General features: G+C 56.9%; 16 protein-coding genes. 6 read left to right on the top strand and 10 right to left on the bottom strand.

Features of this window, described 5'->3' with window-relative positions:
- Nucleotide 1: 1 nt before the first annotated feature.
- From U5A05_RS17380 to gloB, 5 genes are all read right to left on the bottom strand, one after another.
- Nucleotides 2–1075, bottom strand: a complete 1074-nt coding sequence (locus tag U5A05_RS17380; protein ID WP_261739155.1) for a microcin C ABC transporter permease YejB — start codon at nt 1073–1075, stop codon at nt 2–4.
- Nucleotides 1076–2917: an extracellular solute-binding protein gene (locus tag U5A05_RS17375; RefSeq protein WP_321834102.1), complete on the bottom strand. Its 1842-nt coding sequence runs from the start codon at nt 2915–2917 to the stop codon at nt 1076–1078. It lies immediately after the preceding gene.
- A complete protein-coding gene (locus tag U5A05_RS17370; RefSeq protein WP_321834101.1) occupies nt 2914–4743 on the bottom strand; it encodes an extracellular solute-binding protein in 1830 nt (609 codons plus the stop codon). The genes U5A05_RS17375 and U5A05_RS17370 overlap by 4 nt, the downstream gene beginning before the upstream one ends.
- Before the next feature lie 156 nt (nt 4744–4899).
- The gene (locus tag U5A05_RS17365; RefSeq protein WP_261739152.1) at nt 4900–6300 is read right to left on the bottom strand and encodes a lytic transglycosylase domain-containing protein; all 1401 of its coding nucleotides are present in this window, start codon (nt 6298–6300) and stop codon (nt 4900–4902) included.
- A gap of 99 nt (nt 6301–6399) precedes the next feature.
- Nucleotides 6400–7179, bottom strand: a complete 780-nt coding sequence (gene gloB, locus U5A05_RS17360; protein WP_261739151.1) for a hydroxyacylglutathione hydrolase — start codon at nt 7177–7179, stop codon at nt 6400–6402.
- Nucleotides 7180–7252: 73 nt separating this feature from the next.
- On the opposite strand from gloB, the gene U5A05_RS17355 reads away from it, so the two are divergent.
- The 4 genes from U5A05_RS17355 to U5A05_RS17340 all read left to right on the top strand — a co-directional run bounded on the left by U5A05_RS17355 (nt 7253) and on the right by U5A05_RS17340 (nt 10006).
- A complete protein-coding gene (locus U5A05_RS17355; RefSeq protein WP_261739150.1) occupies nt 7253–8011 on the top strand; it encodes a methyltransferase domain-containing protein in 759 nt (252 codons plus the stop codon).
- Nucleotides 8012–8097: 86 nt separating this feature from the next.
- Nucleotides 8098–8550, top strand: a complete 453-nt coding sequence (gene rnhA, locus U5A05_RS17350; RefSeq protein WP_261739149.1) for a ribonuclease HI — start codon at nt 8098–8100, stop codon at nt 8548–8550.
- Nucleotides 8543–9301 (top strand): DNA polymerase III subunit epsilon, encoded by a 759-nt coding sequence (gene dnaQ / locus U5A05_RS17345; protein ID WP_261739148.1) that lies wholly within the window; start codon nt 8543–8545, stop codon nt 9299–9301. Before rnhA ends, dnaQ begins: the two co-directional genes overlap by 8 nt.
- 129 nt (nt 9302–9430) lie before the next feature.
- Nucleotides 9431–10006: a GNAT family N-acetyltransferase gene (locus tag U5A05_RS17340; RefSeq protein ID WP_261739147.1), complete on the top strand. Its 576-nt coding sequence runs from the start codon at nt 9431–9433 to the stop codon at nt 10004–10006.
- A gap of 53 nt (nt 10007–10059) precedes the next feature.
- Here U5A05_RS17340 and U5A05_RS17335 read toward each other — a convergent pair whose 3' ends face one another.
- Entirely contained in the window at nt 10060–10971 is a 912-nt protein-coding gene (locus U5A05_RS17335) for a LysR family transcriptional regulator (RefSeq protein WP_321834099.1), read from the bottom strand.
- 248 nt (nt 10972–11219) lie between these two features.
- Nucleotides 11220–11441 (bottom strand): hypothetical protein, encoded by a 222-nt coding sequence (locus U5A05_RS17330; protein ID WP_261739145.1) that lies wholly within the window; start codon nt 11439–11441, stop codon nt 11220–11222.
- Between the two features lie 196 nt (nt 11442–11637).
- Between U5A05_RS17330 and U5A05_RS17325 the strand changes: the two genes are divergently transcribed.
- The gene (locus tag U5A05_RS17325; RefSeq protein WP_261739144.1) at nt 11638–12198 is read left to right on the top strand and encodes an NADPH-dependent FMN reductase; all 561 of its coding nucleotides are present in this window, start codon (nt 11638–11640) and stop codon (nt 12196–12198) included.
- 59 nt (nt 12199–12257) lie between these two features.
- Here U5A05_RS17325 and phnX read toward each other — a convergent pair whose 3' ends face one another.
- On the bottom strand, nt 12258–13085 hold the full coding sequence (gene phnX, locus U5A05_RS17320) for a phosphonoacetaldehyde hydrolase (RefSeq protein WP_261739143.1): 828 nt from the start codon (nt 13083–13085) through the stop codon (nt 12258–12260).
- Between the two features lie 61 nt (nt 13086–13146).
- Nucleotides 13147–14256: a 2-aminoethylphosphonate--pyruvate transaminase gene (locus U5A05_RS17315; protein ID WP_321834095.1), complete on the bottom strand. Its 1110-nt coding sequence runs from the start codon at nt 14254–14256 to the stop codon at nt 13147–13149.
- A gap of 116 nt (nt 14257–14372) precedes the next feature.
- Between U5A05_RS17315 and U5A05_RS17310 the strand changes: the two genes are divergently transcribed.
- Nucleotides 14373–15245 (top strand): LysR substrate-binding domain-containing protein, encoded by an 873-nt coding sequence (locus U5A05_RS17310; RefSeq protein WP_321834092.1) that lies wholly within the window; start codon nt 14373–14375, stop codon nt 15243–15245.
- 167 nt (nt 15246–15412) lie between these two features.
- On the opposite strand, the gene U5A05_RS17305 is transcribed toward U5A05_RS17310, so the two are convergent.
- Nucleotides 15413–16282, bottom strand: coding sequence for a LysR family transcriptional regulator (locus U5A05_RS17305; protein ID WP_321834090.1), 870 nt, complete (start codon nt 16280–16282; stop codon nt 15413–15415).
- Nucleotides 16283–16376 lie beyond the last annotated feature (94 nt).

Here is a 16376-nt window from a genome sequence, read left to right as displayed (position 1 = left end):
CTCAATGCTCCCTGCTTTCAAAGTCGATTCGCGGATCGACCAGGGTGTATGAGAGGTCGCCGATCAGCTTCACCACCAGCCCGACCAGAGTGAAGATAAACAGGGTGCCGAATACCACGGGGTAGTCGCGATTAATGGCAGCTTCGAAACTCATCAAGCCCAGGCCATCCAGAGAGAAAATTACTTCCACCAGCAAGGCGCCGGTAAAGAAAATTCCGATAAATGCCGACGGGAACCCCGCGATCACCAGCAGCATGGCATTGCGGAAAACATGGCCGTAGAGCACTCGGTGGTTAGTCAGCCCCTTGGCTTTGGCCGTGACCACATACTGCTTGTTGATCTCATCCAAAAAGCTGTTTTTGGTCAGCAAGGTCATGGTGGCGAAGTTGCCGATCACCAACGCGGTGACCGGTAACGCCAGGTGCCAGAAATAATCGAGGATCTTGCCGCCTACACTCAGCTCGTCGAAGTTGTTGGAGGTCAGGCCGCGTAAGGGAAACCAGTCAAAATAGCTGCCTCCGGCAAACAGCACGATCAGCAGGATGGCAAACAGAAAGGCCGGGATCGCATAGCCGACGATGATCAATGAGCTGGTCCAGACGTCGAAGTGGCTGCCGTGTCGTGTCGCCTTGGCGATCCCCAGCGGGATCGACACCAGGTACATGATCAGGGTGCTCCACAACCCCAGCGAGATGGACACCGGCATTTTCTCCTTGATCAGGTCGATGACCTTGGCATCGCGGAAGAAGCTTTCGCCGAAGTCCAGCTGCGCGTAGTTCTTGATCATGATCCACAAGCGTTCCGGCGCCGACTTGTCGAAGCCGTACATCTTTTCGATTTCCTTGATCAGTTCCGGGTCGAGGCCCTGTGCGCCGCGATAATTGGAACCGGCCACCGATACCTCGGAGCCGCCTCCCGCAATACGGCTGGTGGCGCCATCAAAGCCTTCGAGCTTGGCGATCATCTGTTCAACCGGGCCACCGGGGGCGGCCTGGATGATGATGAAGTTAATCAGCAGGATCCCGAATAACGTCGGAATAATCAGCAGCAGTCGCCTGAATATATAAGCCAGCATTTAAGGCTCCAGGCCCGCGCTTGCAGGTTTAGTGGGAGTAGCAGGTTTGGCGTCAGGTTTTGCCCACCATGTCGTGGTGCCAATATCGTACTTCGGGGTCACTTCGGGATGGCCGATATGGCTTGAATACGCCACACGCCAGGTTTTGATATGCCAGTTGGGGATCACGTAGAACCCCCACTGCAGCACTCGATCCAGCGCACGGGCGTAGTTGATCAGGCTTTGCCGGGACTCGGCGTTGATCAGGCCTTCAGTCAGTTGGTCGATGGTCGGGTCCTTGAGCCCTATAAAATTGCGGCTGCCGGGTTTATCGATACTTTGCGACTCCCAGTATTCACGCTGCTCGCTGCCCGGTGAACTGGACTGCGGGAAGCTGCCGACAATCATGTCGTAGTCACGCGAACGCAGACGGTTCAAGTACTGAGACGTATCGACCCGACGAATCTGCAAGTCGATGCCCAAGTCGCTGAGGTTGCGCTTGAATGGCAGCAGGATTCGCTCAAATTCGGTTTGTGCCAGCAGAAACTCGATAATGACCGGCTTGCCCTGCGCATCGACCATCTTGTCGTCGACAATGCGCCAGCCTGCTTCCTGCAGCAATTGATAGGCGCGGCGTTGTTGTTCGCGAATCATGCCGCTGGCGTCGGTGGCATTCGGTTTGAAGACCTGGGTGAACGCCTGATCGGGAATCTGGCCGCGCAATGGCTCCAAAATGGCCAGTTCTGCTTCGCTTGGTGGTGCCTTGGCGGCCATTTCCGAGTTTTCGAAGTAACTGCCGGTGCGTGCATAGGCACCGCTGAACAACTGCTTGTTGGCCCATTCAAAGTCAAACAGCAGGCTCAGCGCCTCGCGCACACGAACATCCTGGAACATGGGTTTGCGCAGGTTGAAGATAAAGCCCTGCATGCCCGTAGGGTTGTGGTTGCGGATTTCTTCTTTTTTCAAGCGGCCCTGAGTGAACGCGGGGGCGTTGTAGGCGCCGGCCCAGTTCTTGGCGCTTATCTCCAGCCAGTAGTCAAATTGCCCGGCCTTGAGCGCTTCAAAGGCCACGCTGTTGTCGCGAAAGTAATCGACGGTAATCGCATCAAAGTTGTACAGACCCTTGTTGATTGGCAGGTCCTTGCCCCAATAGTTCTTGTTGCGCTCGTAACGAATCGAACGCCCGGGCTTGATCTCGGTGATGGTGTAGGGGCCGCTGCCTGGCGGAACTTCAAGGTTACCCTTGCCGAAATCCCGGGTTTCCCACCAGTGCTTGGGCAGGACCGGGAGCTGGCCAAGAATCAGCGGCAGCTCGCGATTTTTGTTGTGCTTGAAAGTGAACTTCACCTGTAGCGGGTTTTCCGCGATGGCCTGGTCGACATCGCTGTAGTAGCCCTTGTACAGCGGTGAACCGTTTTTCATCAGGGTATCGAAGCTGAATACCACGTCTTCGGCACGGATCGGATGACCATCGCTGAACTTTGCTTCCGGGCGCAGATAAAACCGTACCCAGCTGTTGTCAGGGGCTTTTTCGATTTTCTCGGCGATCAGGCCGTAGGAGGTGAAGGGCTCATCGAGGGTCTGCCGGGCCAGGGTATCGAAGGTCAGTTCAATATCATCGGCCGGAACCCCTTTATTGATAAAGGGGTTGAGGCTGTCAAAACTGCCCAGTGCGGACTTACGAAACGTTCCGCCCTTGGGCGCGTCCGGGTTGACGTATTCCACATGCTTGAAGTTGGCCGGGTATTTGGGCGGCTCGTCGTAGAGGGTCAAGGCATGTTGTGGGGCGGCCAGCGCCGCGCAGGCAAAACCTGCCAACAGCAAGCCGGCGACGGGCTTGAGCAACGTACGCAAGGGCATCATTGGGTTTTCTCCGTAGGCTTAAGCCACCACGCGCTAAGGCCCAAGTTGTAGGGCGGCGTAGTCACAAAGGCGAACCGGTTGCGGTACGCCAGTCGGTGATAGTTCAGATACCAGTTGGGAATGATGTAGTGCTGCCACAGCAACACGCGGTCCAGGGCTCGCCCCGCTGACAATTGTTCGTCACGGGTCTGGGCGGCCAGCAAGCGCTCGAGCAACTGATCAACAATGGGGTTGGCCACGCCCGCATAGTTTTTGCTGCCCTTGATGTTGGCCTGGCTCGAGTGGAAGTACTGCCACTGCTCAAGGCCGGGGCTCAGGGTCTGGTCGAGGGTCATCAGGATCATGTCGAAGTCGAACTGATCCAGTCTCTGTTTGTATTGAGCACGGTCGACAGTGCGCAGGCGGGCGTCGATGCCGATGCTGGCCAGGTTTTCCACATAGGGTTGCAGAATGCGCTCAAGGTTGGGATTAACCAGCAGTATTTCGAAACGCAGCGGCTTGCCTTCGCTATCGAGCAGGCGCTGGCCGGAGAGTTTCCAGCCGCTTTCGGCCAGCAAACCCAGTGCTTGGCGCAGGGTTTCACGGGGAATGCCGCGACCATTGGTTTGAGGCAGGGCAAAGGCTTGGCTGAACAGTTCAGGTGGCAGTTGGCTGCGCCAGGGCGAAAGCATCAGCCATTCATGCCCTTGGGGAATGCCACTGGCCGAAAACTCACTGTTGGGGTAATAGCTCAAGGCGCGCTTGTAGGCGCCGTTGAACAGTGTGCGGTTGGTCCATTCAAAATCGAACATCAAACCCAGGGCCTCACGGACTTTGCTTTGCTCAAAACTGGCGCGGCGGCTGTTCATAAACAGCCCCTGGGTTTGCGTCGGGATCTGGTGGGTAATTTCGGCCTTGATCACATCACCGCGGCGTACGGCGGGGAAGTTATAGCCATTGGCCCAGTTCTTGGCCTGATGTTCGATATAGATGTCGAATTCACGGGCTTTGAATGCCTCAAACGCGACATCGCTGTCGCGATAGAACTCCACTTCAACCCGGTCGAAATTGTATTTGCCGCGATTGACCGGGAGATTGGCGCCCCACCAGTTTTTCACGTGTTCAAAGACCAATTGGCGGCCGGGAGTGACCTTGATGATGCGATAAGGCCCGCTGCCCAGCGGTGGTTCGAAGGTAGTGGCTTTGAAGTCGCGTTTAGCCCAGTAGTGCTGGGGCAAGACTGGCAATTCGCCCAAGCGCAAAATCAGTAACGGGTTGCCCGCACGTTTGAACACAAAGCGAATGCGTTTGGGGCCCAGAATATCGACCCGCAGTACTTCCTGAAGATTGGTCCGGTACTGCGGGTGGCCTTCTTTGAGCAACAGGTTGTAAGAGAACGCCACGTCGTAGGCAGTGATCGGAGCGCCATCGTGAAAGCGGGCTTCTGGCCGTAGGTTAAAGACGACCCAACTGCGTTCTTCGTTGTACTCCACCGACTGCGCGATCAAGCCATAGCTTGAGGTTGGCTCGTCGCCGGAGGGCGCGTACTGGCCAGTGCCGGCCATCAGGGTTTCGTTGAGTTCATTGACCCCGTATTGCAAGAAATTAGGGGTCGATACCGGGCTGGTGCCTTTGAAGGTGTAGGGGTTAAGGGTGTCAAAGGTGCCGAACGCCATGACCTTCAAGGTCCCGCCTTTGGGCGCGTCAGGGTTTACCCAATCGAAATGGGTAAATGTGGCCGGGTATTTGAGGGTACCGAACTGCGCATAACCGTGGCTTTCGCTCAGGGTTGCGCTTGCAGGGAAGCTCAAGGCCAGGCTGATAAATAGCGTAAGGAGGGGACGCATCAAGTCAGAGATCCGATCCAGGCATTGGGCTTAGGGTTTCCGTACAGTAACAGCTTGTATCTGTAGGAAAAAGGCCACGCTGGAAAGCACTGCGGGCAAGTTGAGTCCTACTTTTGTGTAGGACTCAACTTGCCCGCAAGGATAATCCCCTTCCGCTTAACGCGGTTTTGAGACTGTCAGCATTTGCCCGGGTTTTAGGGCTTTTGCGCTGTTTGGATTCCAGCGCTTGAGATGTTGCATTTCAACGTTGAAACGCTTGGCAACGATATACAGTGAATCACCTTTTTTGACCCTGTATTGCGTGGCCTTTCTACCTGTAGGTTTGCGGGTGTCCTGCATGACCAGGACCTGCCCTGCCTTGAGGTTGTTGCCGCTGAGTTTGTTCCAGTGTTGCAGGTCCTTGACGTCGACCTTGTTGGCCTTGGCAATCAGCGTCAGGTTGTCGCCACTTTTAACCTGGTACTTGCGATTCAGTCGAGCTGGTTGAGTGCTTGCAATCGTGTCAAAAACCGGCTTTTTAGGGCGCAGGCTTACCAGCTCTTCAGGCTTGAGGTTGGACAAGCTGGCGGTCAGCAGTTGAGCTTTGGAAGTAGGCACCAACAAGTGTTGCGGGCCATCAGTGGTGGCGCGCTGCTTGTAGGCCGGGTTTAGCTGAAACATCTCGTCTTCGTCGATCTCGGCCAGGGCTGCCACGCGGGACAAGTCCATGGACTGCTTGATCTCGACCATTTCGAAGTAGGGTTCGTTGGCGATCGGGTTCAGGTTGATGCCGTAAGCCTCAGGGGCCAGAACCACCTGGGACAGGGCCAGCAGTTTCGGGACGTAGTCCTTGGTTTCCTGCGGCAGTGGCAGGTTCCAGTAGTCAGTCGGCAAACCGAGTTTTTCGTTGCGTTCGATGGCCCGGCTCACGGTTCCTTCGCCAGCGTTGTAGGCCGCCAGGGCCAACAGCCAGTCGCCGTTGAACATGTCGTGCAGACGGTTCAGGTAGTTCAGGGCCGCAATCGTCGAGGCGGTAATGTCGCGACGGCCGTCATAGGCGCGAGTTTGACGCAAATTGAAGTAGCGGCCCGTCGAAGGAATAAACTGCCACAGCCCTACCGCATTGGCGTGGGAGTACGCCATTGGGTTATAGGCGCTTTCGATGGCTGGCAGCAGGGCCAGTTCAAGGGGCATGTTGCGTTCTTCGAGGCGCTCCACGATGTAGTGGATATACAGGCTGCCGCGCTCGCCGGCATTTTCGAGAAACGACGGGTTGCTGGCAAACCACAAGCGCTGTTGTTCGATTCGGGGGTTAACGTTCTGGCCGTCTTGCAGTTTGAAACCCTGGCGCATCCGTTCCCACACATCCTGCGGAGCAACGGGGCTAGGCTTTTCACTGAGCCAGAGCGGCTCCTGGGGGATGCGTTTGGTGATTTTCAGGCTGGCGCGTTCGGTGGTTTGCGCCGAATGATCCATGGATTGGCAGCCCGCGAGAGTGGCGGACACAGCCACCGCGATGGCTTTAACCAAGCGCGTCAATGCGTCTGAATTGATGGAGTGACCTTTAAATGACGACATTGGCTGGAGGATGATTTCAGGAAAAAATGTCGGGGGATTCTAGGAAGCAGGGGGGGCGCGGTCAACTGTTCAGAACTTTTGTGCCAACCGCGACCTTGTTTAGAACGTGTCTTTCCAACTGCGCAAGCTGGCAAAGACAGCACTGGGCGAGTCATTGTCGAGTGAATTCCACTCGTCAGCTTTTTCTTTAACAGATGTTTCATTGACCCGCAGAAAGGGATTTGTGCGTAATTCGAGGGCTATAGATGATGGCAAGCTGATGCGACCTTCGGCGCGCCATTGCGTGACTTGCGCCACTCGCGCTGTAACGTCTGGGTTATTGGGCTCTACTGCCTGGGCAAAGCGCAAATTGCTCAAGGTGTATTCGTGGGTGCAATACACGCTCGTGTTGTCGGGCAGCGCGGCCAGTCGACTCAGCGAGTGGTGCATCTGCTCGGGGGTGCCCTCGAACAGTCGGCCACAACCGGCGGCAAACAAGGTGTCGCCACAGAACAGCAGGGGTGTCGACGCCGCATCGTGGTAGTAGGCAATGTGCCCCAGCGTATGGCCCGGCACTAGAATCACCTGGAATTCCAGGCCCAGTACCTCGATGCGGTCGGCATCACGGAGTGCCACTTGTCGGGCTGGAATGGTCTCAAGTGCCGGTCCCCAGACCTTCGCGTTAGTGTGCTCATGCAGCTGCGTAACACCGCCGACATGATCGAAATGGTGGTGAGTGATCAGGATGTCACTCAGCACCCAGTCCGGGTGCAGGTCCAGCCAGGCCAGCACAGGTGCGGCGTCACCCGGATCGACCACGGCGCAGCGCTTGTGAGTGGTGTCCTGTAGCAACCAGATGTAGTTGTCGCTGAAGGCGGGCAGGGCGTCGATCTGTAACATGGTGCAATTCCCAAGTGCGAAACAATGGCGCATCTTAGGGCTTGTGATAGGTAGATGGCGAGTTGGAGGAGCAATGACCAATAAAGCATTGGCTCAGGCAGATCCTGAGTGGCTGGCGCTGATCAGTTCGGCACGTGAATGGCTGTCTGGTCCTCATGGACAATTGTTGCTCGAAGATGAGCAGCGGGTTCTTGAGGACGAGTTGGGACGCTTTTTCGGCGGCTACCTGGTGCATTACGGTCCTGGCGCCGAACCCCCGCCACAGGCTGCGCAAGTACGGCGCAATGTGCGTCTTGGTGCACCTCTGCCAGGTGTTGAAATCATTTGTGAAGAGCAGGCCTGGCCACTGTGTGAGCATGCAGCGGATGTTGTGGTGTTGCAGCATGGCCTGGATTTTTGCCTGTCACCCCATGGTTTGTTGCGCGAGGCGGCCAGCAGTGTGCGTCCCGGCGGGCACTTGTTGATTGTCGGGATCAACCCTTGGAGCAGTTGGGGGTTGCGCCATGTGTTCGCCAAGGATGCCTTGCGTAAAGCACGTTGCATTTCACCTTCACGCGTCGCCGACTGGTTGAACCTGCTGGGCTTTGCGCTGGAGAAACGCCGCTTCGGGTGCTATCGTCCGCCGCTTGCATCCAAGGCGTGGCAAAGCCGTTTGTCCGGCTGGGAGCGCAAGGCCGGTAGCTGGCAATTGGCCGGTGGCGGCTTCTATGTATTGGTCGCGCGCAAAATGGTAGTGGGCTTGCGTCCCGTCAACCCGCTACGCCGAGAGCCGATGGGCAAGCTGATTCCTCTGCAAATGGCCAAGGTCAACCGGCGCCATACTGAACCCTGAATTTATAGTGGGTCGGGTTAACCCGGCCCAGGCACTGTCCATTGCCAATGGTCAGGCCATAAGCAGCCTTTTCTGGAAAGTTTGTAATGATTGATAGCGTTGAAATGTTCACTGATGGTGCCTGCAAGGGCAATCCTGGCCCGGGTGGCTGGGGCGCTTTGCTGGTTTGCCAAGGGGTTGAAAAAGAACTCTGGGGCGGCGAAGCCAATACCACCAACAATCGCATGGAGCTGATGGCTGCCATTCGTGGGCTTGAAGAACTCAAGCGCCCATGCGAAGTGTTGCTGGTGACCGACTCGCAGTACGTGATGAAAGGCATCACCGAGTGGATGGTCAACTGGAAAAAACGCGGCTGGAAAACCGCCTCCAAGGAACCGGTGAAAAACGCCGACCTGTGGAAATTACTCGATGAGCAAGTCAGTCGTCACACCGTGAAGTGGCAGTGGGTACGCGGGCACATTGGTCACCCAGGCAACGAGCGCGCCGACCAGTTGGCCAATCGCGGGGTAGACCAGGTGCGGGGAATCAAGCATGCGTAGTGTTGTTCTCGATACTGAAACCACCGGTATGCCGGTTACCGATGGCCATCGGGTGATCGAGATCGGTTGCGTGGAGTTGATGGGGCGGCGTCTGACCGGCCGGCACTTTCACGTGTATCTGCAACCTGATCGTGAAAGTGACGAGGGCGCCATTGGCGTCCACGGTATTACCAACGAGTTTCTGGTGGGCAAGCCGCGCTTTGCTGAAGTGGCCGATGAGTTTTTTGAATTCATCAAGGGCGCTCAGCTGATCATTCATAACGCCGCGTTTGACGTGGGCTTTCTGAATAACGAGTTTGCCCTGATCGGGCAGACGGATCGCGCTGACTTGACGCAGTACTGCACCATTCTCGATACCCTGGCAATGGCGCGGGCGCGTCATCCGGGCCAGCGCAACAGCCTCGATGCCTTGTGCAAACGGTATGGCGTCGACAACTCGGGCCGTGAGTTGCACGGCGCACTGCTCGACTCCGAGATCCTGGCAGACGTTTACCTGACAATGACCGGCGGTCAGACCAGCCTGTCGCTGGCCGGCAATGCCTCCGACGGAAATGGCTCGGGCGAAGGTTCGGGCAATCAGGCCAGCGAGATCCGCCGCTTGTCGGCCGACCGTCAGCCGGGTCGGATTATTCGTGCAAGTGAAAGCGACTTGGCCGAGCATGCGGCACGGCTTGAAGCTATTGCAAAGTCAGCAGGTGGCCCGTCGTTGTGGGCGCAGTTGCTCGACGCGAAAGGGCAAACGCTGCAATAAGCACGGGATTTGTGTAGTCACTGCCGAAGGCAGCGATGGGTTGTGAAGGCAGTACTCCTGCGCCCCTATCGCACTGCGGCAACGGCTATATAAAGCCGGGCAGTCCTTGACAGGAAAGAAGGATTTTTCATGCATCTGGTTAGGAATCCCAAGGACCCTGAAGTCTCGGTACGTGTGGCTGACGAAGGTTTTGCTCCGTATGTCTGGTGCAACGATTTCAGCTTTGAAGTGCGTGCTTACGCCCGTGCCGATCGGCATAAAAAGGTCGAGCACTGGCCGCTGGATCTGATCACGCCTTACCGCAAATGCTACGGCATTGACCCGGATGAATTTGCCAGCTATCGCGGTGGCAAGGACAGCGACATTTTCATGGCGTATCTGGACAATCAGCCGGTTGGGCATGTGGTCGTTAGCACCAACTGGAACGGTTATGCCCATGTTGATGAGCTGGCAGTCGTCGTCAGTGCCCGCCGCCATGGTGTGGCCAAGTCGCTGCTGGACGTGGTCAGGTTCTGGAGCCACAAGAAAAACCTGCCGGGGATCATGCTTGAGACCCAGAACAACAATCTTGGCGCCTGCCGGTTGTACGAGCGTTGTGGGTATCAGGTGGGGGGTATCGATCACTTGCGTTATCGCGGCATTGATCCGCAGACCAGCGAAGTGGCGATTTTCTGGTATTTGATTTTTGAGAATACCAACTCGTAGCCGCAGCTTCGTTCCTTCAGCCGCGGCTACGAGGATTTGCGGCCCCTGGGTAACTAAAGCGTCACCAACCCCTGATCAGACAGCAACGCCTCGGCCTTTAAACGCACGATATCGAGCAGTGCATTCAGTGCGGGCCCAGGCTGCGCGCCTTTGCGCGTCAACGCATAGAGTGTCACCGGGATCGCCGGTGATATCGGGCAAACATCCAGCCCACTGGCTTTGGCCCCCACGGCCGTAAACGGGTCAACCAGCGCCAGCCCTTCGCCTGCTTCCACCATGCTGCGCATCATCTGGTAACTCTGTACCTGAATCTGTATGACGGGCGCCGGGTGCAAGGCTTGCAGCTTGCTGTCCAGTACGCGGCTTAAAGGGTCGTGCTGTTGCAGGCCAATCATTGCCTGGCCTGCCAGCTCTTGTAGCGCGATGTATTTGTGCTTGGGGGATAACCAACCGTGGGGCGCAAGAAACTGTACTTTGCCTTGAACCAGAGGCAGGCATTCGATCCCCGGTTGTTCTGATGGCTGCAGGCTAAAGCCGATATCACATTCGTCCATTAACAGACTGCGCACGATTTCAGCACAGGGCTGGCTGCCAAGAGTGCTCGGGGTATCGGGAAAGCGGCGTCTGAGGGCGCCAATACAGTGAGGGAGCAGAGGGCGTGCCAACGTTTCGCTGCAGACCACGCGCAAGGCTGGTTCCTGATGCTGACGCAACTCGTTGCCAAGTTGGCGCAGCGGCTCAAGTGCCTGGTACAGCTGGTTGATCAGGGGTTGCAGTACAAGCGTATCGCGGGTGGCTTGAAGCCGCCCGCGAACGCTGGCAAACAGCATGAAGCCCAATTGCTGTTCGGCCTCCTGCAGCGTTGCGCTGAGGGTGGCTGCGGGCAATTGCAGCAATTCGGCAGCATGGCCGAGATTGCCGGTTTGCAAGATGGCTTGAATCACTTCGATGTGGCGTAAGCGCATGCTGGTGTCCTGTCTCGCAAATACTGATCCTTTTTGACGGCGTCTGTTGTTGCCATGCTGCGTTGCCGCTCCTCCCCATAGCCAGCTATGAGTCGTCGCGGCGCCTTGACTGACAACAACAGCCACTCGTCAAAAAAGGATCGTATTCGTGAGACAGGACACTCGTGTCCGGCAGATGAGGTTTCAGCCGTGCGAAGCCTGATCCCGGTCTCATCCTTTGACTTCAGCTAAATGCCGTGTGCAACAGGTCAGACTGCGACAATCGGAGAAGGCTCACGAACCAATATGACGCCCGATTGCACCAGCTCGAAATTATTGTCATCGTTCTTTTTGACGCGATCGCCAATGGCCAACTTGTACGTTGTTACGAGTTGGTCACCTGTTGCTTCCAAATTTTCAAATTCATGCACGGAATAGACACGGCCTTCCGCATCCCTTGCATGAAATTGCCCAACGAGAACTGCCGCCATTTGTAGAGAACCTCTGGAGATAAACACCCAATTTGCGGTTCTGTAGACCGTTGTTCAGCAGGGGAAGTTTAACAATGTTTAAAAAATAGTCCGCCTACTTTACAGGCTTGCAGGCCGATAGGGTGAACTGGGGTGCAAGAAAGGCGTCCGATCATCTATAACTAATCTTCTTACAGCCACAGACTCGGGGTTTTCTATGAGCAAGGTCTACAGCGTTGCAGTGTTGGTTGGCAGTTTGAGGAAGGATTCACTCAACCGAAAAGTGGCCCAGGCTCTGGCAGAGTTGGCCCCGGCCAGCCTTAAACTGTTCATTGTCGAAATTGGTGATCTGGCGCTGTATAACGAAGACATTGATGCCACACAGCCACCTGCGCCATACACCATCTTCCGCGATCAGATACGCCCGGCCGATGCCGTGTTGTTCGTGACTCCAGAGTACAACCGCTCGGTACCTGGCGTGCTGAAAAACGCCATCGATGTCGGCTCGCGTCCATATGGTCAAAGTGTATTCAATGCCAAGCCGGGCGCGGTGATCAGCGTTTCGCCAGGGGCCATCGGTGGCTTCGGGGCTAACCACCATTTGCGCCAGTCGCTGGTGTTCCTCAATGTGCCATGCATGCAGCAACCTGAGGCCTATCTGGGGGGAGCAGGGGATGCGTTTGATGCGTCCGGCAAGCTGTCAGATAAAACCCGACCGTTTTTGCAAAAGTTTATCGACGAGTACGCCAAGTGGGTTGAGCAGCATCACAAGCTCTGAGCCATAGATCTAAAAAAGCGGCAGGCCTGATTCAGGGCTGCCGCTTTTTTTTAGCTCACTCAGCTGCTCTGCGGCATCTCGCCCTTGGCCAGGCGCTGGTTGATATCGGCAATCACGTCCGGCAGGTCGCTGATGGTGTCGATCAGGTAGTGCGGGCGTGAACCTGCAAACAGCGCGTGGATGCGGGTGCGCTCACTGTCCAGTGTCGCGGGGTCCAGCGCCTGGTATTGGGCGTAGGTCAGGCCCAGCGCGTTGCCGGAACATACCAGCGCGACAGTCCACATGCCTGCACGGCGACCTTCAAGGATGCCCGGTACGGTATCGTCGATCTTCACGCAGGCGCCCACGTCATCAATGCCCAGCGCGATCACGTTGGCCAGAGCCTGGGCTGGCCAAGGGCGGCCATTAGGCACTTCGTCGGTGGCCACTACATGGTCGGCGACGTAGCCATTGGTGGCCGCCAGTTCAACAACTTTGGCCATTACTTGCGCCGGGTAACCTGAACACGAACCGATTTTAATGCCTTGCTCACGCAGCTTGGCAATAGTCTCCAGGGCGCCTGGGATCAATGCCGAGTGCTCGGCGATTTTTTCGATTTGCAGTGGCATAAAGCGCTGGTAAATCGCAGTTACGTCATCGTCGCTCGGCGCGCGGCCAAAGGCTTTTTTGTAGCGCTCGGTGATTTGCGGTTGATCACACAGGGTGCGGATGTGGTCCCACTTGCCCATGCCCATCGGGCCGCGTGCTTCTTCGATGGAAACCTGCACGTCGAATTCGGCAAACGCTTCGACAAAAATCTGGGTTGGGGCGAAAGAGCCGAAATCGACCACGGTGCCGGCCCAATCGAGAATGGCGGCTTGCAGCTTGCTTGGGTTGGTGTAGTTCATGTCAGTAAGTCCTGTATGAGCGGGTGAGCCGCACGAAGTGAGTTAGGTTGTTTCCACACCATCAGATTTCGAAAACTTCCATCTCTTTTAGTACCTGGCCTACTGCGTTTACCGCTGCTTGCATTTCGGCCTGATTGACGTGGCCGATACAGCCCACACGGAAGGTTTCGACCTGGGTCAATTTGCCTGGGTACAGGATGAAGCCCTTGGCCTTGACGCGTTCGTAAAACTCCTTGAACTGGTAGCGCGGGTCTTTGGGGGCATGGAAGGTGACGATAATGGGCGCCTGAATGGCTTCGGGCAGGAAGCTGCGAATACCCAATTTGGCCATGCCGTCGAGCAGTGCCTGGCAGTTGTTGGCATAACGCTGGTGCCGTGCTGGCAAACCGCCTTCTTCGTTGTATTGCAGCAGCGCTTCGTGCAGTGCGGCGACCACGTGAGTCGGCGGGGTGAAGCGCCATTGCCCGGTTTTGGTCATATAAGCGTGCTGATCGTGCAGGTCCATCGCCAGTGAGTGGCTGTTGCCTGCAGCGTTGTCCAGCGCCTGTTTTCGGGCAAAGACAAAGCCCATGCCCGGTACACCTTCCAGGCATTTGCCGGAAGCAGCGATCAGCGCGTCAAAAGGAACCTGCCGGGCATCGACCGGCAGGGCGCCGAAGGAACTCATGGCGTCGATGATCAGACGCTTTCCGTGCTGGGCAATTACCGCCGCAATTTCGGGCAGCGGATTAAGAATTCCGGTACTGGTTTCGCAATGAATCAGTGCCACATGGGTGATGCTCGGGTCGGCGCGCAGCAGGCGGTCGACGTCGGTTGCGGTGGTGGGCTCATCTTCAGCGGTTTCAAAGGTGCTGAAGCGACGCCCCAGCACTTCACAGATTTTAGCCAGGCGTTTGCCATAGGCGCCGTTGATCAGTACCAGCACATTGCCGTCTCGTGGCACGAGTGTGCCGATGGCTGCCTCGACGGCAAATGTGCCGCTGCCTTGTAGAGGCACGCAGTAATGACTGTCAGCGCCATTGAGAATAGCCAGCAGTTGCTCGCAAAGGCTGGCAGTCAGCTGGTTGAAGCTGTCATCCCAGGAACCCCAATCGACCATCATCGCCTGGCGTGTACGCGCCGACGTTGTCAGTGGGCCAGGGGTCAGCAGGATCGGCGCGGCAGTACTCATTCTGGTTTCCTCACAAGCATTGGGATGGCTACTGGATACACGGCATAAATTGCAGTTTGTGTTGATATCAATCAAATTGTTTGTTGTTATGCCAATCATCAGTGAGGCTTATAGCTATGAACTTGTTCCAGCTCCGTGCGTTTGACGCCGTGGCCCGTGAGGGCAGCTTTACTCGGGCGGCGGCCCGGCTGTTTATCAGCCAGCCAGCGGTGACCGGGCATATCAAGGCTCTTGAAGAGCACTACCAGATCACCCTGCTCAGGCGTACGGCACGGCGTGTGGAGTTGACCGAAGAAGGGATCAAGCTGGCGGCTATCACCCGTGCCATGTTCGGCTTGGTGGATGAAGCGCAGGTCATGCTGGAAGCCAATCGGCAACTGCTCACCGGGAGGCTTGAGGTGGCGGCCGACGGTCCGCATCTGGTGATGCCGATGCTGGCGAGTCTGCGGGCACGTTATCCGGGGATTACCGTGAACTTGCGCCTGGGCAATGCTCAGGAAACCCTGGCCGCGTTGTTGTCGGAGCATGCCGATGTCGCCGTTCTGACTGAAGTTGAGCCACGTAAAGGGCTGAGCTTGCGCCCGTTGGATGAGTCACGGATATGCGCGTTGGTGCCAGCCAACCATCCGTGGTTGGCGCTGCCCGATGGTATTGCGATTGCGCAACTGGATCAGGTGATCATGGTGCTGCGCGAACCGACCTCGATTACCCGTCGCACTTTCGATAGCGCTTGCGAGCAGGCCGGGGTCAGCCCGCGAGTGCTGCTGGAACTGGACAGTCGTGAAGCTGTGACCGAAGCCGTCGCGGCGCAACTGGGGGTGGGGATTGTGTCGTCGGTAGAGGTCAGCCATGACCCCCGTGTACGGGCAGTGCCGATCAACGGGGCGGGGCTGATCAATCTGCATATGCTGGGTTGCATGGAGCGGCGTGCCGAGTTGCGGCTGATCAAGGCGTTTATGGAGTTGGCGCCAAAAGTTTTGAGCGAATAAAACCCGTAGCAGTTGCCGAAGCAACGAGGCTACGTTCGATTGCGAAGCGATCACAAACTCGTAGTACGCGTTTTTTCTGTAATAACAAGTGAGCTGACTTTACGACGGCTTCGCCGCCGGACGTAGCCTCGTTCCTTCGGCAACTGCTACGGTTCAGTGATCGTGATTTACAAACTCTCCCGCACAATCTCCAAAAACGTCGCTACCACCCGCCGTGATCTCTGCTCTTTCAGGCACACCAGCGTCTCGGTCAGGCGTCTCTTGCAGTCGGTGATTGGCAAGGCGCAGACCCGCGAGTCCGAACCGAACTCGGCTGCCGATACGACCCCCACGCCAATTCCGACCACCACCGCTTCGCGTGCGGCTTCGCGGCCCTCCACCTGGATCGCGGCGCGGATGCGCAGGCCCGCCTGGCTCATTTCTTCTTCAAGGGTTTGCCGGGTCACGGAGCCCATTTCGCGCAGCACCAGCGGCGTATCATCCAGGTCGGCCAGGCAGATGGAGCTGCGACTGGCCCATGGGTGGGTGCGCGCGACAAACGCCACCATCGGATCACTGCGCAAGGGTACGCTCAGCAGTCTTTCGTCGTTGACGTCGCGCCCGAGCAGGGCCAGGTCCGCCTGATAGTTGAACAGGCGCGCCAGGGATTCATCGGTGTTGCCGGTTTCGATTTTTACGGTGATTCCTGGGTAGCGTTCGCAGAAGCGGGCAATTTGCGGTAACACGTGAACCGGCGCGTCCACAGCCAGAATCAGGCTGCCGGTTTGCAGGGCCTGGGAAGCTTGCAGCAGTTCCTGGGCCTCGGCCTGAACCACGAACAGGCGTTGGGTGATGCTCAGTAAGCGCTCACCCAGGTCGGTCAGGCGCACCGAGCGTTTGTTGCGGTGGAACAACAACACCCCAAAACGCTCTTCGAGCTTTCGGACCTGATCGGAGATGGCTGGCTGGCTTAAAAACAACCGTTCGGCGGCACGAGTGAAACTGCCGTGGACAGCAACTGCGTGGAAGGCCTTCAACTGCGCATGGGAAACCGGCATCGGATAACCTCTTACAAGCTGAGCTTATGAGTGAAATACGATAAATCGATTTTACCTATTAGTCAGTAATTGCTTTGATCGACCTCAGCCCGCC

Source organism: Pseudomonas kulmbachensis (assembly GCF_963681935.1).
Lineage (GTDB): Bacteria > Pseudomonadota > Gammaproteobacteria > Pseudomonadales > Pseudomonadaceae > Aquipseudomonas > Aquipseudomonas kulmbachensis.
This window is presented reverse-complemented; position numbering and strand designations above follow the sequence as displayed.